Origin of the sequence: Streptococcus sp. Marseille-P7375 (assembly GCF_902460365.1) — a bacterium.
Classification (GTDB): Bacteria; Bacillota; Bacilli; order Lactobacillales; family Streptococcaceae; genus Streptococcus; species Streptococcus cristatus_I.
In genome coordinates, this window is sequence record NZ_CABPTR010000001.1 from 999,214 (window position 1) to 1,019,663 (window position 20,450).

The window sequence follows — 20,450 nt, forward strand, 5'->3', positions numbered from 1 at the left end:
TATTCCTTCTCTAAAAAATAATATCCCACAGTTTTGGCAGAAAGATAATCAAACCTGTAATAACTGCAAAACCAGAAACCACCAAAACTGCACCAGCTGCCATATCCTTGGCATTCTTAGCCCGCATAGAAAAGTGATAATCACTAGCCAGATCCACAACATTTTCAACGGCTGAATTCATGATTTCAAAGGCGATCACCAAAAAGATGCTTAGCAGCAAGAACAGCCACTCCGTCGCTGAAATCCGAAAAATCAAACCTGCAATGATGGCAGCTACAGCTGAAAGAACATGGCTCCGCATATTCTTTTCTTCCTTAAAAGCTGTGAAAATCCCTGTCAGAGCGAACTCCAAACTCGATATGACATCTCGATTTTTCCACTTGCGCTTGTTTTTTTTATTGTCTTGTAAGTCCATAAGCTGTCAAAATTTCTTCCTGTAAGCCAAACATTTCCGCTTCTTCTTCCGGCGTATAATGATCATAGCCGTTGATATGCAGAAAACCATGCACCGCCAAAAAGCCCATCTCTCGCTCAAAGCTGTGGCCGTATTCTTCTGCCTGCTCCCGCGCCTTGTCCACCGAAATGAAGAGCTCGCCGATATAAGCATCAAAATCCTCCAGCATCTCAGCCAGCTCAGGATTATCCGCCAAGTCTTCCTCGTCAAAGGCAATATCCAGCTCTGGCTTGTATTCCAAGCTGATGACATCCGTCGGCCGATCTGTGTCTCGGTATTCCAAGTTGAGCTCATGGCTGCGCTCATTGGTCACAAAGGTCACAGCCATTTCCTTATTTTCTTTGCCCGTTTTCTGAGCCGCAAACTCCAAGATTTCCTGAGTCTGCTTGATGATTTCTTGAGAAACCTGACCGGTTTCATCCACCATTTCGATATACATATTTTACCTGCCTTGCTAATATTACTTTTATTATATCATATTTGGGCGCCTATGAGAGCCACAAGCATTGCATTTAAACGAGGAGAAATCCTGATTTAAAACCAAAAAAGGCTGAGAAAATCTCAACCTCTTTATCTAGTGCTAATTGCCGGGATCGAACCGGCGACCTCATCCTTACCATGGATGCGCTCTGCCTACTGAGCTAAATCAGCATTACCTATCTACTATATCATGTAGATAGGTACTTGTCAATATTCTTTCTCATTTTTTTGCAAAATATTGATCCCTAGTCAGATAGTAATGCACCCGTGTCACGATGCGCCCTTCCTCATGGTTGTCCAGGGCTGCGTAAGGCTCTTCGTGCGAAAAGATCATGCCTGACTTTTGCATGACACGACCAGAGGCAGGATTGTCGATATCATGCAGGGCAACCAATTTGTTCATGCCGATTTCTTCAAAAGCCAGCTCAAGCACTGCCCGAGTGGCCTCAGTCGTGTAGCCCTGATTCCAGTATTTTTTATGGATCACATAGCCGATAGCTGCCGTTTTCAAGTCCAAGCGGATCTTATGCAGGTCAATCGTCCCGATAAAGTCGCCAGTTTCCTTCAGCTCAATACCCCAGCGCCCCAAAGGACTGGCTAGATAAAACAGGGCGATATTATTGCGGGTCTCCTCTAAATTTTTGTTGGTCGCAAAGGTATAGCGAACATTCTCCTCGTCTGAAGCATATTCAAACATGGCTGGAGCGTCATCCAAAGTCACTGGACGCAAGATCAATCGTTCCGTTTCCAATCTGGAATGCTGACTCAGCTCAACATAGATATTTTCCATCTCTTCCTCCTATTTTTTCTTAACAGAATAGCATAATTCCCTGCTCAAAACAATCTTTTTTTCTTGCTTTTTGCGATAGTTTCCTTTAAAATTAAAACATCACAATAATTGGCCTAGGTCCCCTTGTAGTCCTGTATTCGGAGATCCTAGTGTTAGAAAAAGGAGTAAAGCTCTATGTTAATCGGAATTCCAAGAGAAATTAAAAATAATGAAAATCGCGTTGCTCTGACGCCAGCTGGTGTACACAGTCTTGTAGGAAAAGGCCATCAGGTACTGATCGAAACAAATGCTGGACTTGGATCTGGCTTTGCAGATGCAGACTATGAAAAGCAAGGTGCAAAAATCGTTGCCACTGCTGCTGAAGCCTGGGCAGCTGAGTTAGTTGTTAAGGTTAAAGAACCGCTGGAAGCTGAATACCAATTCTTGCGTGATGACCTCCTACTCTTCACTTACCTGCACATGGCCGCTGCTCCCGAATTAGCCCAAGCTATGGTAACAGCTAAAACTACCGGGGTAGCCTACGAGACTGTACGTGACGGACAAGGACAACTACCACTCTTAGTACCTATGAGTGAGGTTGCTGGTCGTATGGCGGTTCAAATCGGAGCTCATTTCCTAACCAAGCAAACAGGTGGCTCTGGCGTTCTCCTTGGCGGTGTCCCCGGAGTTCCAAAAGGTAAAGTTACCATTATCGGAGGCGGTGTTGTAGGAACTCATGCAGCCCGTATCGCTCTGGGACTAGGCGCTCAAGTTACGATTCTCGATATTAGTGCCAAACGTCTATCCGTGCTAGAAGAAGTCTTTGGCAACCAAATTCAAACTCTCATGTCCAATCCATTTAACATCGAGGCAAGCGTCCGCGAAGCAGATGTCGTGATTGGAGCTGTGCTCATTCCTGGTGCTAAAGCTCCAAAACTGGTGACTGACGATATGGTTAAGCAAATGCGCCCCGGCTCTGTTATTGTTGACGTGGCTGTTGACCAAGGTGGCGTTATTGAGACTGCTGACCGCGCGACAACCCACGATGAGCCAGTTTATGAGAAACACGGTGTTCTCCACTATGCAGTAGCCAATATCCCTGGTGCCGTGGCTCGCACTTCTACTATCGCCCTGACCAATGTCACCCTTCCTTATATCGAAGCGTTGGCTGGCAAAGGCTTCAAACAAGCTATTGCAGACGACGCTGGATTGCGTGAAGGTGTCACAACCTATCACGGTCACATCACTAGCCGACCAGTTGCAGAAGGCTTGAATCTCGATTATACTTCTATTGACGAACTTGTCTAAGCATTTTTCTCTTATATACAAAACCCGAAGGAACTCCTAGTCCTTCGGGTTTCATTTGTCTTAAATTTGAATTTGGTATCACGCTGCCATCCATTTAGGCAGGATCAACATTGCTCTAAATCATTAAATTATCAAGTATATTACTCTTTAATAGACATTTTACAAGAAGTATCTAATGCCACTGATTCCTATTCCTGACTAGGCTCTTCTTTCTGGTAAAAATTCATCCCAACCTCAGTATCCTCGACCAGAATGTCATCAGTCTGGCCCAACAGCAGCAAAGCGATGTAAAAGTCACCAACACAGCCCGCTGCATGAATACTAGCCAAAGGCATGTAGAGAGTTGAACTGAGCAAGCCCAGCATGGCCAACAAGGTCAGAAGCAAGCTAATCAAAACAAAGGGAGCCAAACCAATGACCAAGAAGTCCTTACGATTGTAAAAAGTTCCTGGACTAGTCGCATAAGCCATTCCATTTTTAAAACCAAACTTGACCTTGGCCTTCCCTTTACCAAAAAACTTGAAGAAGAAACCGTGGATGTACTCATGGATGACGACAAGGATAAAGGTAAAAACTAACAAATAGGCAAGATCTAGACCCGAAAAATCATAATGATCGGCTCGGAAGATTAGCTGGGTCAATTTCGCAAAAAGCATGGAGAAGGGAAAAATCAGCAAGAGCCCCGCTACATTTAGACCGATTACATATTTCTTTTCTTCCATAAAGTTGATTTTTTTAATGAGTTTCATAAAGGCTCCTCCATCATTTTCGACCTTTACTCAAGACATAAGTGCTTGCACTGATAAAAATAAGAAGCCAAATCACCAAATTAGAGAAATCTTCAATTTTAAAAGAATAGTCTCCTGTTTCAAAGAAGTTGATAAATGGATTCATAAAAGTAAACCGCAGAATATGCTGTATTGTTTTATCAAAACTAGCAAATAAGGGTACGAAACTAATCAGCAACAGCGGAAATAAACTATAAACCTGAGCTTGAGATTGTGTCTTGGAAATACCACCAATAAAAAGATTGATTAAAAGGATAATAACAATAATGAAGAGATTGATCAAAAGATAGATAGGCCATTTGCCAGAGAGGTCTACATGCAAATAATATGGGAAAAAAAGCAAGGCAAAGACTGTAAATAGGAAGGGATAAACCAACATGGATAAGAGGTATTCGCCAGAACGAACCCCGCTCAGCATCAAGGTTTTTAGATTACGCTTCTCCTTGTCCTCTGCCATCATAATAGACACCATGTAGCCGCCACTCATGGCAAAGGTCATAGGCAGGATCATCTTCAATAGTCCTTGGCCTGCATTGCCATTCTTATTTAAAATCATATTGTACAAAAATAGGAGGCCAAAGGGCAGCAAGACGGACATAAGCAAAGAAGAATTTGTCAATAAAATCTGAGTACGCAGCCATGTGAGAGCTTTAATTTTTTTATACATCTAATTTTTCTCCTGTTAATTGAATAAAGATTTCTTCTAATGTAGGTTCGCAAGAATGTACTGTAATAGCCAATTTTAGGTCTTTTGTAGCCAATTCTGAGAACGAAATTTGCTCGGTTTCTCCATTTTCATAGCTAATTTTAACTTTCTTGGCTGTGTTATATTTTTGAATAATAGCTTTCGGCTCGCCATATTCTACTAATACTCCCTTATTTAGCAGGGCCAGTCGATCACAAAGGGCACTAGCTTCATGCATATCATGCGTCGTCAGAAAAATGGTTGTTCCCTTTTTCTTCAGCTCAAGCAAAAGCTCATGAATCACCTTGGAAGTACGGGGATCAAGTCCACTCGTTGGCTCATCCAAGAATAAGACCTCAGGATTATTTAAAAGAGCCCGAGCTAGAAACATCCGCTGCTTCATACCTGTCGAAAGTTTTTCTGCTACAATATTTCTGCTTTCTAACAGACCAACCTGCTCTAAAACTTCATCTATCCGCTCATTTTTTAAATCGTATAATTTCGCATATATCTGCAGGTTTTTATAGAGAGTCATCTTTTCATAAAAGCCACTTGTATCAGATACTAGGCCAATTTTCACCAAATCCTGAGCATTAATAGCATCTGAAGCTTTACCAAGGATTTTACTTTGACCATTGTCGGCATCAAGCTGGCCTGTCAGGATATTAATTAAGGTTGTTTTTCCCGAGCCAGATGGTCCTAGAAATCCGAAAATTTCTCCTTGATCGATATGAAAATTAATCCGTTCTAAAGCTTTTTTATCTCCAAAACTTTTAGAAATATTCTCTACTTGAATCACTTGTGACATAAGGCCTCTTCTCACTTTCTTACTTGTAATAACGCTTAACGATTTTGTACTGGCTGACAGTAACATAAAGATAGATGACCGATACCGCAATCCAAGCCAAAATCGTATCCAGTTGGAATAGAAGATTTAACAGTATCAGTCCAATATAGATACTAGGAAAGATAAAGCTTACTAATTTCATGACTAATTCAAAATTTTCTTCATAATTAATCTGTTTTTCTGCCTCATCCATCTTATCCATTAAGAAATCTCTGGTTTCCCTGACATTGCTATAGCGAGGGAGCTCTTCTCCATTCACCGTTTTAAATCCTTTTCGAACTAGAATGCTAGCTACAGTTATTAAAAGAACCAAGAAGAAAAATTTACCAAAGACTGGCAGAATATTAAAATCTGCGTGACGGATTCCCTCTGCAAAGCCAGTAGCCGCATAAAACATGAAGGGAATCTGCATTAAATTCGTTAAAATACCAGCTAGAGCATAAGCTCGATTTCCCGCTTGTTCTAATGATTCTATCTCCTCGTCATCTTCCATCTTCTCCAAGCGTGACATACTTTCCCGGCTGATGTGAAGATAATAAAGCGTTCCTAGAAAAAGCAGAAATATGGCTACTATCATGATATCTTGCACTGCCTTCAGGCTAATCAGCTGGCTAAAATCAATTCTAACTGCTAAGTCATAATAAACGACCAGAGAGCCAGCGATAAAACCCACTACACCTCCCACAGCAATAAACACAATATTTCTCCAAAAACGGTATCGAGTTGACTTCTTTCTTTTTTCTTTCATTCTAATTCTCCTTTTTTTCTCAGCATCCATTTCAGCCATAACAACGATATAAACACAAATTATCAGAGGAAAATCAAGCAGTCGCTGCCAAGACAGCATATGCAAACCACCCAAGATAATCGCAACAAAATGGGCCAATAAAATATAAATACAATCACTAAGATATTATTGTATCTACTTCATCTCATTTATATCTACTCTTCCTCCACTAAGCGAAAGACATTTTCGACACTTTCGTTGAAAATCTGAGCAATTTTGAGAGCAATGATCACGGAGGGCGTGTATTCATCCCGCTCCAGCAAGCTAATCGTCTGCCGCGACACGCCGGCTTTCTTAGCCAAGTCAGTTTGATTCAGCCCGTCTCTGGCCCTCAGCTCTTTAAGTCGATTTTTCAGCTTCATGACAGCACCTCTCAGTCTTCTTTCAGTTCAACAGACTTGATATCGTCAATTCGCATCAATTTCATTCTTGTTTGACCTTTTTTATTGGTCTTACTCAACTTAACCCAATCGTCATCAGCATCAACTACCTCCCAGCAATCTGTCCCGAAAACTTCACCAATGATGATCGGTTTTTTCCCAATCATTTCTTTAAAAAAACGTGACATTTCTCCACTCCTTTCTTTATTTCTCTCTAAACGTTTCAACTTCCTTTTTACATTTTTCAATTCACTGGATGACGTCAGCCACAAACCAGAAAATATCGGAAGTAGACACCAAAACAGTATCTCCATTAGTTCCTCCTTTTATCTTTTCTTCTTAACTTAAATACATTGTAACAGATTCTTTTCTTTTTGACAAGTATATTTGTCAAAAAAATAAAGATTTTTGTCATAAAGACTTAGATCTTTTACAAATGTTTGAGAAAGATATTCTTAAGGATGTCCAGTTGGTAAATCCAAAATAACTTTCTGAAGGCATAAAAAAAGCTCCATATGAAAGCAATGAAAAGTATCATTGGAAAGATTCATATGGAACGATGTTTTTTGATAGAAAGGAATTTGCTTATTTCTCCTTGTATAACTCAAGGAAATTCTGATAAGATTTTAAGAGATGATCTTGGTCATCAGATGAATAAGAACGATCTAGTTTGACATTTGTATAGAGGTCGGTTTCTCCTTCAGACGCTAGAAGTCTGATACTGGTTTCATAAGAATCCTCTCCAGTTACAACTAAACTCCAGCCACTAGCAAGTTTTTCCTCTACATTTGGAAATTGCTGGCTTAGTTTTAACTTTTTGATCTGTAAATTTTCTTCCCCCTGAATGAGGGTAAAGTTATGCGGACTGTTGAGCAAAACCAAGCCGTACTTCTCTAGTTTGTCATCCAGATTACTAGCACCATAGACAGGATACTTGTCACGGATACTCAGGGGCTTAAAATAATCTTTTAGATAAAAGGTCTGCCCGTTTTCAATATTGGTATAGAGAGTATAGATAGGCTTCTCCTCATGAGCGTTTGAGTAATCATTTTCATCCTTACCACCCGGTAGATAGACTTCACAAGCAAAATAATATTGCCCATCCTGAGGATCTTGATAGAGCTGATGGCTAACTTTACCCGGTATAGCTTGACTATGCAGTTTTTGAGCCAATTGGACTAAATCGTAATCTTTATACAACGCTTCAACTTGATTAAAAAGCTTAATTTTTACATGGTTGCTATGTTTATTGTCCTTACTAAAGGCCTGATAGCTGTCGAAGTGGAAGGATTGATCAGAGTAATTCATTTCTTGCTGTAAGACGTACTTATCAGACAAGATGGCAGAATTAGGATTTTTTACCATATAGATCTTATCTGCAAGTTTTTCTATCTGAACAGTCTCATCTTTCGCTCTTGTAGCTTTCTTTTCTTGGGATGTTTTAGCCTGTCTTTGCTCAGACTGAATGGCTATTTTTTCCCTCTCAAAAACATAAAAAGCCAAAAATAAACCAAGTGTAAAAGCCAAGGTATAGCCAGCAACATTCAAAAAGAATTTATTTTGAAAGCATTTTTTTATTTTTATCACTATCTTCTGCACCTACTTTTCCTCCGGAACTTTTACTTGACGAAGCTGCCCATCGATAAGGACATATATAATCCGACCAGACTGGATCATTTCATCGTGATTCAAGCTAGGCACATCAGTTGTCTCAAACTGTAATGAATCAAGAAGCTGATGGCCATTTTGTACTAATATTTTGGTCTTCCCTACTGCAAGATTGCTGTTGGTCCCAGTCTGATTCACTGTCATCTGCCCTTCTTCAAGACTAAATATGGAGAAGATTTTGTACAAGATCCCTTGATCCACAATTCCCTTAACGATATTCATATCGGATTCATGTACATTGTTATTTGCTTTATATTGAAGCCAAGTGATGTAGCGTGTCTCTCGCGGTTTATTAATTTTAGAATCCTCAATCAACCTACTGTAATCATTTACTGATTTTCTACCTAATTTATAAGACATGGCTGTGTCGATACTGACTTGATCAAACCGCACATCCCTTATATAGGAATAGTTGGACTCCATAAAGCTTAGACTATCTATATGGTCTTCTAGGTCAAAATTTTGGAGATAAACAGGTCCTTTTTTGAAATCAACGGTGACTATTTCCCCAGTATTGATATCAAAACCGATAGGAATCACTCCTTCTACCGCATTAAGCTTGCCTTCTTCTTTCACCCTCTCCATGAAAAAATCATATGAAAGGGAAGTCGATAAATCTTTTGTCTGTTTTAAAGCTCGGTCTGCCTCGTAATCTTGTTTCTGTTGAGCAGACCAAAAGGGAGCCTCACCTGGATAATTGAAAAGATTAGCAAAATTTGAAACTTGTTGAGTTAAATCTTCTTTGTATTGAAACTGTGGGTAGATCGTAAAACTACCTTTTTTAGTCATTTCAAAAATATGAGGATATTCTTGGTAGAGATTGATGAGTTCTCCTCCCTGATATGGTCGCATTGTGATGGTATCATTACTAGCAATAACGAAGCTCAGATTCTTCAAGCGCTCTGCAAAGACAGGATTGGCTCTGACAACCGATAATTCTCTATTAGTCCTGCTAGTGATTTTTTCCTCAGATGAAGAGCCTATAAGGCGAGTAATGCGACTTTCTAAGGTCTGTAAATCAATTATAAGAGAGAACTCTCGAGTATCTCCATCGATTTCTTCCAGCCCTATTTCCAAATAGGGAGCCTTGGTTGGTGAGTCAAAAGCATCTATTTTCGCCGTACTGATGATCTTATATTTCTTCTTTTCTTTGAGAAGGATATCTTTTACATCAATCTTCCTCAGCGACTGAATCCCTTCATCCTCTTTGTAAATATCAATTTGATAAAAATACTCAGACTTTTCTTTGTCATAAAATGCTTGCCCCTCAGAAGGATCCTGAGTTTTGGGAATGCGATAATTCTGAGCAATAATGTAGCCTTCCTTTTGCTGGACATCACCAAACATATCAATAGCCAAAGCAAAATTTCCGATTTTTTGGAAATCTCTTACTTGACCATAGGCGATTTGATATTTGGACTGGCTCAGTCTAGCATCTTCCTCGTTCCTGGCTGTAAGATGAGGGACGAGAGATTGATAGTAGACATGATATGTCACAAAAGCGAATAGAAAGAAACTCGATATTTTTAGGAGTTTTTTGAGACGTGTTTGATTCATATTTTTCCCTTATAAAACTATAATAATACCATTTTATCATACTTTTCTTTTGCTTATGGCAGGAAGTTTACAAAAAATGATATAATAGTCCATAATCTATCTAAAAGGAGAATAGGATGAAGAAGCTAGAGAATTTCTCTTGGCAAATGTGGCAGATTTATGCTTTAGCGGCACTGGTCATTTTTGTGATCGCTGGTGCTTGTTCTTTCTTTTTCACAAAAGAAGCTGCTTATGTGGTCAAAGAACGAAATTATGTCTATAAAGGAAAGAATCAGCGTTTAACTGATTATATAGCTATTGCCGAGACCTCACCAGAATTCCCTATGATGGCTCTTTCTTTTAAAGAGAGCGACGAGTGGAGTTCCTATGATTTTGCTGTCGGACGGAAATTTTTAGCATTTCAGGATTCCAAGCAGTATGTAGGAACACTGAAAGAAAAGGACAAGGAAGAATACTTCCGAATTCGTTATTATAAACTACTGGGTCAGGAGCAAGGGGATGGCCAAACCATTGATGTCTTAAAACTCGTTCAAGATATGGGTTATGTCACCATAGAAGGCGAGATGGATAATCTTATGTATTCTGATGGAAAAGATGAATATGTAAAAATCCAGATAAAAGACAATGATGAAATCTATGTAAACCTAACCACTAAAAAAGCAACAAAGAAACGACCTAAAGAGGCGATTCATTTCGGATATGGAGGGATCTACCGGGTACTTTCAAGTCCATCATTTATTACAGAGGCATATAAGGATGATAGCGAAAATGTAACTACGGATTGGCCTACTTTGTTTAGTTACAAAAAGAACGATTACCAATCACGTTTAACGGATAGTGATGCTGATGATAGTGATCGCAAACCAGAGGATAGCCTACTCCTTTCAATATTGAAAAAATACGGCTATATAGTAGTTTTAAAAGAAAACATGCCCCTCAACGATAGCATCACCCTAACAAAAATGTTCTTCCCCGATGCCGACTCATTTTACTGGAGTATTGGCAGGGAGTATACAAAGAGTGGCAAAGCAGAAATAATCCGTACGGAAGAGGAGTTTAAGCAAGTCATTAAGGAGGAAGCCATTGAAAAAGAATTTAAAGATTGATACGGACAAGATAAAAAGTTTCATGGTGCTTGTATGCTTTCTAGTGGTCTCGTCTTTGTTTTTCTACCAGAATCTAGAAGCTCATCTCAAAGGCTTTTACGCCAATCGTAATTTTCTTGGAGATGTTAAGATGACTGGCTTTTCCTGGGCTGAAGAAAATTGGGGCATAGATGTCAATTATAACTATACTGAAAAAATTAAGGACAAAACCATCTCTGTTCCTGTAAAAAAATCGGTCCGCTTCAAACAATTAGTCATGCCTTATTTCGACAGGATGGATGTATGGAAGGACCCTATATCTGAGTTAGGGGTGACTTATGATGAATCTATCAGAGTATATGCGCCAATTCTTGAAAAAGCTTTAGAAATTAACCCTGAGCGAACTAAATTGGAACAATCCTTAACGGGTAAGCTAAATCAGGCTTCACACCTAAAAGGGGGAACTGTTAAGCTGAGAAGCATTCTATCTGACAAAAATAGGTTTACTATAGGTATAGATTGGTATAGCGATCGTATGAGAGAGGCCGTTTGGAATAAACATTCTATTCTTGAAGAATTCTACGATTTACCTTTAAATGATGCCTTATCACATAGCGCAGTTTATGTTCAAATTATCTTGCCAGAAGAAAGATACAAGGAACATTTTTATCTAAGAGACCAAATCCAACAGTTACTAGAACAATTAAGCTTACCTGATGGAACCTATGTCTTGGGGACTATTGATGAAACTAACGGTGATTATGTTGAGGTTAAGCAAGGAAAAATCATAGAAGGGAGATAGACATGTCAGACAATAAAGAGAGAAGGAAAGCAGGTTTCTCTTGGCAAATTGGATTATTGATTGTATTTTATCTGGTCATCCTTGGCCTACCCTTTTTAAACGATGGATCACATCCAATTTATATTTTTCAAAACAAGGATTCTATCTTTTGGGGAAAATATTTTAGAAGTTTAACTGGTCCCTATTTTTTGACTTGTTTTACCTTATTTCCCATTTTACCTGCCCTAGCTCTTTTATTCAAATCCATTTTGAAAAAGAGAGGCTATCCTTTTATAGCAAGCCTACAATCCTTCCTACTTTTCATAGCTAGTTTTATCTTAATGATGTATGCCCTGTTTTCCATCACTATTCAAATAGATATTTATAGGTTAGATTGGGGCGTTTACTCTTGTCAAATCATTTTTCTAATTTATATTTTTAATGATTTGCGCTTTCTGAGAGCTAGAATTAAAAGTAAAACAGTGGACTAGATAGCAAGAGAGTGGGACAGAAATCCTAGCCTCTCAATTGTCTTTGGATTATCGAGCAAGACGCAGTGGTTGAGTGGGCTCTATTACGCTGATTTCATCAGCTTTTACAGCCCTACTCAACTGTGCGGAGGTGGGACGACGAAATCGAATTCTAACGAATTACCGATTTCTGTCCCACTCTCTTTTAAATTTCCTTACGAGCTATAACTTGTATTCAGACGTATAGTAAATTTTACTTTCTTTTTTAGCTGTTACAATCAAGCTAAATCCAGTCGGATTTAGCTTTTTGAGTATGCAAAAAGATCTACCCAAGTGGATAGATCTTTACTTGATTACAATTTACCAGCTACTGCATCCAAGAGTTCTTGGATCTTGGCTTGGTTGCTTCCTCCTGCCATGGCCATGTCTGGTTTACCACCACCACGTCCATCGACGATTGGTGCCAATTCTTTGACAAGGTTTCCTGCATGCACATCTTTTGACTTGCTTGCAACAAGCACATTGACCTTGTCACCGATAGCTGCAACTAGGACAAGCACATCAGAGTAGTCTTTTTGTTTCCAGTTATCCGCAAAGGTACGAAGGGCACCTGCATCTGATACAGAAACTTGACTAGCGATGTAACGGTGGCCGTTGACTTCTTTCACATCCTTGAAGACATCACCTGCTGCCGCCGCTGCGGCTTTTTCCTTTAATTCTGCATTTTCTTTTTGCAATTGACGGAGTTGTTCTTGAAGGCCTTCAACCTTATGAGGTACTTCCTTGAGTTGAGGTGCTTTTAAGGTTGCTGCGACTGCTTTCAGAGCATCTTCTTGTTCACGATAAGCTTCAAAGGCTTCCTTACCAGTCACTGCCAAGATACGGCGAGTTCCTGATCCGATTCCTTCTTCTTTGACAATCTTGAAGATACCAATCTCAGAAGTGTTGCCAACGTGGGTACCACCACAAAGTTCGACAGAGTAGTCACCGATGGTTACAACTCGGACTTCCTTACCGTATTTCTCGCCGAAGAGGGCCATAGCGCCCATTTCTTTAGCCGTGTCAATATCTGTCTCAACAGTTTCTACTGCAATTGCTTCCCAGATTTTCTCATTGACTTGTTGTTCAATGGCGCGCAATTCTTCGGGAGTTACGGCTTGGAAATGCGTGAAGTCAAAGCGAAGGAATTCGACTTCGTTCAGAGATCCTGCCTGTGTCGCATGGTGACCAAGGATATTGTGAAGAGCCGCATGGAGCAAGTGAGTTGCTGTGTGGTTTTTCATGACACGGTGACGACGATTGGTATCGATTGCCAAGGTATATTCTTGGTTCAAAGCAAGCGGAGCATGAACTTCCACTGTATGCAATGGTTGTCCGTTTGGTGCTTTTTGAACATCTGTTACAGTAGCCACGACGTTTCCTGCAGCATCCAAGATTTGACCGTGGTCAGCTACTTGTCCACCCATTTCAGCGTAGAATGGAGTCTCTGCAAAGATGAGAGAGGCAGTTCCTTCTGAAACAGCTTCAACTTCAGCATTGTCAGCTACAATAGCCACCAACTTAGAGGGCAATTGGCTAGCATTGTAGTTAAAGTGACTTTCCACTGTGATGTTTTGAAGGGTTTCATTTTGCATACCCATTGAGCCACCCTTAACAGCTGACGCACGCGCGCGTTCTTGCTGCTCTTTCATGGCTGCTTCAAAACCTTCACGGTCTACAGTCATACCAGCTTCTTCAGCGATTTCTTCTGTCAATTCAACTGGGAATCCGTATGTATCATAGAGTTTGAAGACATCTGAACCAGCGATGACAGATTGACCTTTTTCTTTCAAGTCTGCTACGATGCCTTGGGCAAAGTGTTGACCTGAGTGAAGGGTACGAGCAAATGACTCTTCCTCGCTCTTGACGATTTTCTCGATAAAATCACGTTTTTCAAGTACTTCTGGGTAGTAGCTTTCCATGATTTTTCCAACAGTTGGAACGAGTTTGTAAAGGAAAGGCTCATTGATACCCAATTTTTGACCGTGCATAGAAGCACGACGGAGAAGACGACGAAGGACATAACCACGACCTTCGTTTCCTGGAAGGGCACCATCACCGATGGCAAATGAAAGAGAACGGATGTGGTCAGCGATAACCTTAAAGCTCATATTGTCGCCATCTTGGTCATAGACCTTACCAGACAATTTCTCAACTTCACGAATGATTGGCATGAAGAGGTCTGTTTCAAAGTTTGTCTTAGCCCCTTGGATAACTGCCACCAAACGTTCCAAACCAGCGCCCGTATCAATGTTCTTGTGTGGCAATTCCTTGTACTCGCTACGAGGTACAGCAGGGTCCGCGTTAAATTGTGACAAAACGATATTCCAGATTTCGATGTAACGGTCGTTTTCGATATCTTCTGCAAGCAGGCGAATACCGATATTTTCTGGGTCAAAGGCTTCTCCACGGTCAAAGAAAATCTCTGTATCAGGTCCAGAAGGTCCCGCACCGATTTCCCAGAAGTTGTCCTCGATTGGAATCAAGTGGCTAGGATCCACTCCCACTTCAATCCAGCGGTTGTAAGAATCTTTATCGTCTGGATAGTAGGTCATATAGAGTTTTTCAGCTGGGAAGTCAAACCACTCAGGGCTTGTCAAGAGTTCATAAGCCCAAGTAATAGCTTCATCACGGAAGTAATCCCCGATAGAGAAGTTCCCCAACATTTCAAACATAGTATGGTGGCGCGCAGTCTTCCCTACGTTTTCAATGTCGTTTGTACGAATCGCTTTTTGCGCATTGGTAATGCGTGGATTTTCAGGAATAATGGTCCCATCAAAATATTTCTTAAGAGTTGCTACCCCTGAGTTGATCCATAAAAGAGTCGGGTCGTTAACTGGCACCAGACTGACTGATGGTTCTACAGAGTGGCCTTTGCTTGCCCAGAAATCCAGCCACATTTGGCGAATTTGAGCACTTGACATTTGTTTCATTTTATTTTTCTCCTTCAATCTTTTTAATGTTTTTTATGATGAACTTTCCAGCATCTCCACATAGTCAATGGCGACGCAGAGGGAAATGACCAAATCTGAGTAAGCCTCATCATAGACACTCACCTGATAAGTGGAGGTCAGATGGAAAAGTTCCTTGGTAATCTCTGCCACGACTTGATCGCGATCATCTAGTAATTTAAAGTTCAAATCCCAGATATTGCCCTCAATACGAAGGCCTAAATCATCAAACTCATACTTATCACGGAAAAAAGTCAGTTTCTTGCGAATATAAAAGCTTGTCCCGTCACTGAGCTTGATTTCAAACCGAGGCAAAAATGTTAGAAAGATTTTGCTGATCTGGCTAACTGTCTGTCCTTGGGCATCATAGATGGTGAAACTCTTAGGAATCTGGAAAAATGATCCTTCTACTTGGTAATCTACGTTACCTCGATCATCCTTGATATCAAAGCGTTCGCCACCTAGGCGCAATTTTTGTTTGACAAGATAGGTTTTCATCGCTTTACCTCCAGAGTCAAGATAAAAGACAAGCTCTTTGTCTGAAGGGCGAAAAACCGCGGTACCACCTTCATTCAATGAACTTGTCATTCTCATTAACTATTTAGTTTGAAACATGAGTAGCATGAATTTTCCTCTCACATGGCTCGCAGCACCGCCAATTCTCTGAGCTGAGATCTAGAAAATCAATTCTCAATAATTTTATTATACTGACTTCTTGGCTTTTCGTCAAGCTTATTCTGCTGCAGGAGCTGGGTTTTCTTCAGTATGAGCAGCTTCTGACTTGCTTTCTTCTGAGCTTGAAGCCCCAGATTTTGCTTCTTCTGAGCTAGAAGACTGTGATTTCTTTTCTTCTGAACTAGAAGACTGTGACTTGCTTTCTTCTTTAGACGATGAGCTAGAAGTATCCCCTTCTACATATTGGGCAAAGACATTTTGGAAAGCTGGATCCTTCACTTTCAGATTCGCTTCCTTCAATTCTTTAGAAATAACGGAACGAATAAAGCTTGCATCGTTTTGTTTTTGAGTCAGGATTCCTTCTTTTAGTTGCTTCTTGTAATCTGTCCATTTTGCAGATTTTTGAGTTTTCTTCACCAATTTAACAATGTAGTAACTTGCTGAATAATTCTGCTTACCTCGTACAGTGATTACATCAGAAACGCCATTTTCTTCCAAAGCAAAAGTAGCTTTTTTAACAGCATCCGCAACTGTTGTTGAGGTTGAATCAAATTTCACCTCGCCGCCCTTATCTTTGGTGTCCTTGTCGGTTGAGTTTTCCTTGGCTAACTGACCAAAGTCTGCTCCCTCAGCCTTAGCTTTTTCAAGCACTTCCTTAGCCTTTTCTTCACTATCTACCTTGATAATTTGAGCCGTTACCTCTGGTGTGTAAGTTTCAAAGAAAGCCTTGTAGTTGTCATCTGTCAACTCTTTTTCAGCTGCTTTCTTAACAGCGTATTCAACCAATTTATTTGCGCGGATCTGGTCTCTGTATGCATCTTCTGTCATTCCGCTTTGAGCAAGAACATTTTGGAAGGCAGAACCATAAGCGGATTTCATTTTTTCAAAGGCTTCTTCAACCTCTTTATCCGTTACTTTTTTGCCATACTTTTCTTCAAAAACCTGCTTAATGGCCATTTGAAGCAAGACTTGTTGAGAGGATCCATTATTTTTTACTTGATCGTAAAATTCACTTACTGTGATTGTTTCACCTTTCATTGTCACAATATCTTTATCTTTTGCTGTTTGTGAACATGCTGCTAAAGCCACTACAGAAAAGAGAGTTACTGCTCCTGTAAGGATTTTTTTCTTCATTATTTTATCTACTCCTTCAATAAATTCACTTTGTCTATTGTACCACAAATCCAACTTGATATCTTAATTTTTCCTAAAAATTTTTGGAAATTAAGAAAAAATCAAAGATGTCATTTTTTTCTAATCATAAGCAGCCCATCTCCTAAAGGAAGCAAGCTCGCAGTCAAATCTGGACTATCCAAAGTTGCGTCAAATAGGCTGTGCAAACCTCGGTAAATAGCCCGTTGACCGCGCTTAATGTCCTCAAAAGGCTTGGCAACATCACCGCCTTGGAAGACATCATCAATGAGGACCAGACCACCAGGATTGAGGCGCTTGAGAACCTGAGGCAGAAAGACCACATACTTGGACTTGGCAGAGTCCATAAAGACAAGGTCGTAGGAATCCTCCAGTGTCTCAAGCAGGTCCATTGCATCGCCTTCCAGCAGGGTGATCTGCTGACGGCTGTCATACTTAGCAAAATTAGCCTTAGCCAGCTCAATCATCTCTGGATTGCGGTCAATAGTCGTAATCTGAGCCTGAGGCGCATGTTCCGCCATCAAAAGGGCCGAAAAACCGATAGCCGTCCCGATTTCTAAAATCTTCTCAGGCTGGAGGCTTTCGAGTAGCAGGCGGAAATAAGCCACTGTCTCATGGGGAATCACGGGCACATTTTCAGCTCTGGCAAAATCCTCCAGCTCCTTGAGTCCACCAGAAACTGGCTGGAGTCGCTGTCTCATAAAGTCTACAATCTCTTCCTTGACCACTGGCCGGCGCATATTGGGATTAGAGTTTTGATTATAAGTCTCGACCATCTTACGCCAGTCCCAACTTCTCGACCAAGGCTTCGAATTCGTCCAAGCGACGCTCAAAGACAGCAAAAGCAGCATTTAGGTAGTCTTCTTTTTCCATATCCACACCTGCTTTTTTAATGACATTGAGTGGATAGTCAGAGTTCCCGGCTTTGAGATAGTCCAGATACTTGTCCTTGTCTTCCTGACTGCCATGGACAATCTTTTCAGCCAAGGCAGAAGCGGCTGCAAATCCTGTAGAGTATTGGAAAACATAGTAATCATAGTAGAAATGCGGAATCCGAGCCCACTCGTACTGAATCTGTGGATTATCTTCTTTTTTCAGTCCATAGTATTTCTCGTTCAAGTCAGCGTAGAGCTCATTGAGAAACTCGCTGGTCAAAACTTGACCTTCTTGGTCAGCCTTGTGGATAGCATGCTCAAACTCAGCAAACTGGGTTTGACGGAAGACGGTTCCTCGGAAGCCATCTAAGAAGTGATTGAGAATAGCAAAGCGGGTAGCATCGTCCTCTACTTCCTCCAAGAGCTTCTCTGTCAGGATATTTTCATTAGTCGTTGAAGCAATCTCAGCTAGGAAGATAGAGTAGTCTCCATAGACATAAGGCTGGGTCTCACGAGTATAGCTGGAGTGCATACTGTGGCCTGTCTCATGCACCAAGGTAAAGAGATTATCCAGCGTGTCCTGCCAGTTGAGCAACATAAAGGCATTGGTATCATAAGAACCGCCTGAGTATGCTCCTGAGCGCTTGCCTTGATTTTCATGAACATCAATCCAGCGCTCTGAAAAAGCTGTCTTCACTCGGCTCAAATAATCCTCACCCAGAATAGCCAGAACTTCCTCAGACTTAGCCAAGGCTTCCTCATAAGTAAACTTGTAGTCTGTCTCTGACAAAGGTGTGTACATATCATACATCTTCAAATCAGAAATGCCTAGAATCTTCGCTCGTAAAGCGATATAACGCTGCAAAAGAGGCAAATGCTTATTGACAGCTGAAACTAGGCTGTCATAAACACTTTCTGGAATAAAGTCAGCTGACAAGGCCGCTTCACGAGCCGATGAAAACTTGCGGACTTTCGCATTGTAATTGTGAACTTTAACATTGGTCTGCAGAGTCTTAGCATAGGTATGCTGGTACTGCTCGTAGACGCTGTAAAGAGCCTCATAAGCTTCCTTACGGACCTCTCGGTTCTTAGACTCGACTAAGGTGATATAGTTGCCGTGACTAAGCTGAACTTCATTTCCATCTTCGTCATGCACCATAGGAAAGACAATATCTGCATTATCTAAGATAGCAAAAGTTTCGCCCGCTGCACCGAAGATTTCACCAGCACCAGCCAATAGCTCCTCTTCGCGCTGGGTTAGGATGTGGGCTTTCTTTTTCAAAAGCTTATCAAAATAATGCTGATACAGCTGCAAACCTGGCTGCTCAGCCAAGAAAGCTTGGTACTGCTCTTCTGTAATCGCCATAAATTCAGGCTCATAGAAGGCAAAACTTTGACCAAATTCGCTATAAAGAGTCATACCTTTAGCCTGATATTCTTGATACTTGGCCACACGAGTATCCTGGTCATTCTTCATGTGAGCATAAGAATAAAGCTTTTCAATCCGGCGCATCAAGTCCAACTGGATTTCTGTCGTTGTCAAAAGACTGTCCGCTGAATCCAGCAAATGCCCAGCCAGACTAGCTGCTTTCTTCACTTCTTCTGAAACCTGCGCTAACTCTGCTTCAAAGGCTTCATCAGTCGGGAAAATAGTAGTCAAATCCCAAGTATATTTTTCTTCAATTTCATTTCTTTGTTTTGCCATAGAAATTTCCTCCATCTTTTCTATTTTATCATAAAAGTGGGGGAAATCCTCGCATAAAATACTGGTGGATAGATAATTTGAAGCTGCTTATTTTTTTCAGCCTGATAATAGCGATGAAAGTGCTGGTAATAGGGCGCCAAGTCTCTTGTTATTTGACAAAAGGAGCTAGCTTGGACAGGCCGAACTTGCGGATAGAAATCCTCAGCCGACTTGGTTAAAAGATTGTCTCCTTTCTGATAGAGCTGAGCTTGGAGCTTCATCCAACGAGGCTGCTGGTAATAAAGCTGCTGTCGAACATAGCGACAGATTTCAGGATCCTGCCTAGCCAGATAACTCTCCAACCCCTGCTTTTGAAAGGGGCTGCGCAAGACGGATAACAGGCAGCCTTGGCCAAAAGGAAAGGATTTGACTTTGTACTGAGCACGCCCATGCAAGTCCTCGTGAATGAGATATTTAAGCCGAATCTCCTGCTTTTTCTCATCCAATTCCCAAAGATGAAAGCCCATATTTTGACTAAAATAAAGAAAGTCCTTTTGCAGTCTCGTCAGCGACTGTTTTAACCATAATTTCTTGCCCAAAAGCCAGAGAACTTGATAGCCATGCTGTCGATAAGACAGCGTCCGTTCCTCAAGTCTTTCCTGACTGAGTGGACTGCATTGAACCTCCAGCGCTATACGGTCATCTATCAAAAGGTCGGCAATCTGCCTTATCTCAGGCAAAAAGGCCTCCACCTGCACCTCTTGGCTTTGCTTCCCCCAGCTATAAAGTCCAGCTTTCAAGTTCAAATGCTCCACACTTTCATTTTCCGTATAAAATGAACAATTTTCAAGAGAAATATGCGCAAAATGCGGTCGCATGACCCTTCCTTTTTTGAAGCGGACCGCTCCCGAACAGGCCGGACAAAAGGTTTGTTCGCCTAGAGAAGGCTGATTTTCCATCGCATTCAGCAAAATCCCCTCTTTATTTTTCGCAAGCAACATGAGTATTTCCCTTT

Annotated in this window: 21 protein-coding genes and 1 tRNA gene; 4 read left to right on the forward strand and 18 right to left on the reverse strand. The window is 40.9% G+C overall.

What is annotated here, in order from left to right; genetic code table 11:
- Nucleotides 1-10 precede the first annotated feature (10 nt).
- The 4 genes from FZ954_RS11920 to FZ954_RS05170 form a co-directional block, all read right to left on the reverse strand.
- The gene (locus FZ954_RS11920) at nt 11-415 is read right to left on the reverse strand and encodes a diacylglycerol kinase family protein (protein ID WP_061909639.1); all 405 of its coding nucleotides are present in this window, start codon (nt 413-415) and stop codon (nt 11-13) included.
- Nucleotides 396-893 carry an rRNA maturation RNase YbeY gene (ybeY, locus tag FZ954_RS05160; RefSeq protein WP_015605451.1) on the reverse strand — a complete coding sequence of 166 codons (498 nt, stop codon included), beginning with the start codon at nt 891-893 and terminating at the stop codon, nt 396-398. The genes FZ954_RS11920 and ybeY overlap by 20 nt, the downstream gene beginning before the upstream one ends.
- 139 nt (nt 894-1,032) lie before the next feature.
- A tRNA-Thr gene (locus FZ954_RS05165) sits at nt 1,033-1,105 on the reverse strand.
- Between the two features lie 49 nt (nt 1,106-1,154).
- Nucleotides 1,155-1,724, reverse strand: a complete 570-nt coding sequence (locus FZ954_RS05170; RefSeq protein WP_148877590.1) for a GNAT family N-acetyltransferase — start codon at nt 1,722-1,724, stop codon at nt 1,155-1,157.
- Between the two features lie 174 nt (nt 1,725-1,898).
- On the opposite strand from FZ954_RS05170, the gene ald reads away from it, so the two are divergent.
- Complete coding sequence (gene ald, locus FZ954_RS05175) at nt 1,899-3,011, forward strand: alanine dehydrogenase (protein WP_148877591.1); 1,113 nt, start codon at nt 1,899-1,901, stop codon at nt 3,009-3,011.
- 188 nt (nt 3,012-3,199) lie between these two features.
- Here ald and FZ954_RS05180 read toward each other — a convergent pair whose 3' ends face one another.
- From FZ954_RS05180 to FZ954_RS05215, 8 genes are all read right to left on the reverse strand, one after another.
- Nucleotides 3,200-3,760, reverse strand: a complete 561-nt coding sequence (locus tag FZ954_RS05180) for a DUF3267 domain-containing protein (RefSeq protein WP_148877592.1) — start codon at nt 3,758-3,760, stop codon at nt 3,200-3,202.
- Nucleotides 3,761-3,773: 13 nt separating this feature from the next.
- Nucleotides 3,774-4,466: an ABC transporter permease gene (locus FZ954_RS05185; RefSeq protein WP_148877593.1), complete on the reverse strand. Its 693-nt coding sequence runs from the start codon at nt 4,464-4,466 to the stop codon at nt 3,774-3,776.
- Nucleotides 4,459-5,292, reverse strand: coding sequence for an ABC transporter ATP-binding protein (locus FZ954_RS05190; RefSeq protein ID WP_148877594.1), 834 nt, complete (start codon nt 5,290-5,292; stop codon nt 4,459-4,461). Before FZ954_RS05190 ends, FZ954_RS05185 begins: the two co-directional genes overlap by 8 nt.
- 19 nt (nt 5,293-5,311) lie before the next feature.
- Entirely contained in the window at nt 5,312-6,079 is a 768-nt protein-coding gene (locus tag FZ954_RS05195; protein WP_148877595.1) for a DUF3169 family protein, read from the reverse strand.
- 194 nt (nt 6,080-6,273) lie between these two features.
- A complete protein-coding gene (locus FZ954_RS05200) occupies nt 6,274-6,480 on the reverse strand; it encodes a helix-turn-helix transcriptional regulator (protein WP_148877596.1) in 207 nt (68 codons plus the stop codon).
- 11 nt (nt 6,481-6,491) lie between these two features.
- Nucleotides 6,492-6,686 (reverse strand): aspartyl-tRNA synthetase, encoded by a 195-nt coding sequence (locus FZ954_RS11925; protein ID WP_235285268.1) that lies wholly within the window; start codon nt 6,684-6,686, stop codon nt 6,492-6,494.
- A 397-nt stretch (nt 6,687-7,083) separates the two neighbouring features.
- Nucleotides 7,084-8,097: a hypothetical protein gene (locus FZ954_RS05210; RefSeq protein WP_148877597.1), complete on the reverse strand. Its 1,014-nt coding sequence runs from the start codon at nt 8,095-8,097 to the stop codon at nt 7,084-7,086.
- Nucleotides 8,098-9,723 (reverse strand): hypothetical protein, encoded by a 1,626-nt coding sequence (locus FZ954_RS05215; RefSeq protein ID WP_148877598.1) that lies wholly within the window; start codon nt 9,721-9,723, stop codon nt 8,098-8,100.
- A gap of 116 nt (nt 9,724-9,839) precedes the next feature.
- On the opposite strand from FZ954_RS05215, the gene FZ954_RS05220 reads away from it, so the two are divergent.
- Genes FZ954_RS05220 through FZ954_RS05230 form a run of 3 tightly spaced genes read left to right on the forward strand, consistent with a single transcriptional unit; the run spans nt 9,840 to nt 12,080 of the window.
- Nucleotides 9,840-10,829 (forward strand): hypothetical protein, encoded by a 990-nt coding sequence (locus FZ954_RS05220; protein WP_148877599.1) that lies wholly within the window; start codon nt 9,840-9,842, stop codon nt 10,827-10,829.
- Nucleotides 10,807-11,610: a hypothetical protein gene (locus FZ954_RS05225; protein ID WP_148877600.1), complete on the forward strand. Its 804-nt coding sequence runs from the start codon at nt 10,807-10,809 to the stop codon at nt 11,608-11,610. The genes FZ954_RS05220 and FZ954_RS05225 overlap by 23 nt, the downstream gene beginning before the upstream one ends.
- 2 nt (nt 11,611-11,612) lie before the next feature.
- Complete coding sequence (locus FZ954_RS05230) at nt 11,613-12,080, forward strand: hypothetical protein (RefSeq protein WP_148877601.1); 468 nt, start codon at nt 11,613-11,615, stop codon at nt 12,078-12,080.
- A gap of 332 nt (nt 12,081-12,412) precedes the next feature.
- Here FZ954_RS05230 and alaS read toward each other — a convergent pair whose 3' ends face one another.
- From alaS to FZ954_RS05265, 6 genes are all read right to left on the reverse strand, one after another.
- Nucleotides 12,413-15,031 carry an alanine--tRNA ligase gene (alaS, locus tag FZ954_RS05240; RefSeq protein ID WP_148877602.1) on the reverse strand — a complete coding sequence of 873 codons (2,619 nt, stop codon included), beginning with the start codon at nt 15,029-15,031 and terminating at the stop codon, nt 12,413-12,415.
- Nucleotides 15,032-15,064: 33 nt separating this feature from the next.
- Nucleotides 15,065-15,643, reverse strand: a complete 579-nt coding sequence (locus tag FZ954_RS05245) for an LURP-one-related/scramblase family protein (RefSeq protein ID WP_187423325.1) — start codon at nt 15,641-15,643, stop codon at nt 15,065-15,067.
- Between the two features lie 138 nt (nt 15,644-15,781).
- Nucleotides 15,782-16,858: a peptidylprolyl isomerase PrsA gene (prsA, locus tag FZ954_RS05250; protein WP_005592327.1), complete on the reverse strand. Its 1,077-nt coding sequence runs from the start codon at nt 16,856-16,858 to the stop codon at nt 15,782-15,784.
- Nucleotides 16,859-16,968: 110 nt separating this feature from the next.
- Nucleotides 16,969-17,652, reverse strand: a complete 684-nt coding sequence (locus tag FZ954_RS05255; protein WP_148877604.1) for an O-methyltransferase — start codon at nt 17,650-17,652, stop codon at nt 16,969-16,971.
- 1 nt (nt 17,653) lies between these two features.
- Nucleotides 17,654-19,456, reverse strand: coding sequence for an oligoendopeptidase F (pepF, locus tag FZ954_RS05260; RefSeq protein ID WP_148877605.1), 1,803 nt, complete (start codon nt 19,454-19,456; stop codon nt 17,654-17,656).
- Nucleotides 19,457-19,476: 20 nt separating this feature from the next.
- Nucleotides 19,477-20,436, reverse strand: coding sequence for a competence protein CoiA (locus FZ954_RS05265; RefSeq protein WP_148877606.1), 960 nt, complete (start codon nt 20,434-20,436; stop codon nt 19,477-19,479).
- Between the last annotated feature and the right edge of the window lie 14 nt (nt 20,437-20,450).

What these genes read in the sequence shown, in the direction of transcription:
- FZ954_RS05190 (WP_148877594.1), bottom strand. Translation starts at nt 5,292, where the DNA reads ATGTCACAAGTGATTCAAGTAGAGAATATTTCTAAAAGTTTTGGAGAT.
- FZ954_RS05220 (WP_148877599.1), top strand. Translation starts at nt 9,840, where the DNA reads ATGAAGAAGCTAGAGAATTTCTCTTGGCAAATGTGGCAGATTTATGCT.
- FZ954_RS11920 (WP_061909639.1), bottom strand. Translation starts at nt 415, where the DNA reads ATGGACTTACAAGACAATAAAAAAAACAAGCGCAAGTGGAAAAATCGA.
- FZ954_RS05255 (WP_148877604.1), bottom strand. Translation starts at nt 17,652, where the DNA reads ATGGTCGAGACTTATAATCAAAACTCTAATCCCAATATGCGCCGGCCA.
- FZ954_RS05230 (WP_148877601.1), top strand. Translation starts at nt 11,613, where the DNA reads ATGTCAGACAATAAAGAGAGAAGGAAAGCAGGTTTCTCTTGGCAAATT.
- FZ954_RS05170 (WP_148877590.1), bottom strand. Translation starts at nt 1,724, where the DNA reads ATGGAAAATATCTATGTTGAGCTGAGTCAGCATTCCAGATTGGAAACG.
- FZ954_RS11925 (WP_235285268.1), bottom strand. Translation starts at nt 6,686, where the DNA reads ATGTCACGTTTTTTTAAAGAAATGATTGGGAAAAAACCGATCATCATT.
- FZ954_RS05200 (WP_148877596.1), bottom strand. Translation starts at nt 6,480, where the DNA reads ATGAAGCTGAAAAATCGACTTAAAGAGCTGAGGGCCAGAGACGGGCTG.
- ybeY (WP_015605451.1), bottom strand. Translation starts at nt 893, where the DNA reads ATGTATATCGAAATGGTGGATGAAACCGGTCAGGTTTCTCAAGAAATC.
- FZ954_RS05265 (WP_148877606.1), bottom strand. Translation starts at nt 20,436, where the DNA reads ATGTTGCTTGCGAAAAATAAAGAGGGGATTTTGCTGAATGCGATGGAA.
- alaS (WP_148877602.1), bottom strand. Translation starts at nt 15,031, where the DNA reads ATGAAACAAATGTCAAGTGCTCAAATTCGCCAAATGTGGCTGGATTTC.
- FZ954_RS05180 (WP_148877592.1), bottom strand. Translation starts at nt 3,760, where the DNA reads ATGAAACTCATTAAAAAAATCAACTTTATGGAAGAAAAGAAATATGTA.
- FZ954_RS05245 (WP_187423325.1), bottom strand. Translation starts at nt 15,643, where the DNA reads ATGAGAATGACAAGTTCATTGAATGAAGGTGGTACCGCGGTTTTTCGC.
- pepF (WP_148877605.1), bottom strand. Translation starts at nt 19,456, where the DNA reads ATGGCAAAACAAAGAAATGAAATTGAAGAAAAATATACTTGGGATTTG.
- ald (WP_148877591.1), top strand. Translation starts at nt 1,899, where the DNA reads ATGTTAATCGGAATTCCAAGAGAAATTAAAAATAATGAAAATCGCGTT.
- prsA (WP_005592327.1), bottom strand. Translation starts at nt 16,858, where the DNA reads ATGAAGAAAAAAATCCTTACAGGAGCAGTAACTCTCTTTTCTGTAGTG.
- FZ954_RS05195 (WP_148877595.1), bottom strand. Translation starts at nt 6,079, where the DNA reads ATGAAAGAAAAAAGAAAGAAGTCAACTCGATACCGTTTTTGGAGAAAT.
- FZ954_RS05215 (WP_148877598.1), bottom strand. Translation starts at nt 9,723, where the DNA reads ATGAATCAAACACGTCTCAAAAAACTCCTAAAAATATCGAGTTTCTTT.
- FZ954_RS05185 (WP_148877593.1), bottom strand. Translation starts at nt 4,466, where the DNA reads ATGTATAAAAAAATTAAAGCTCTCACATGGCTGCGTACTCAGATTTTA.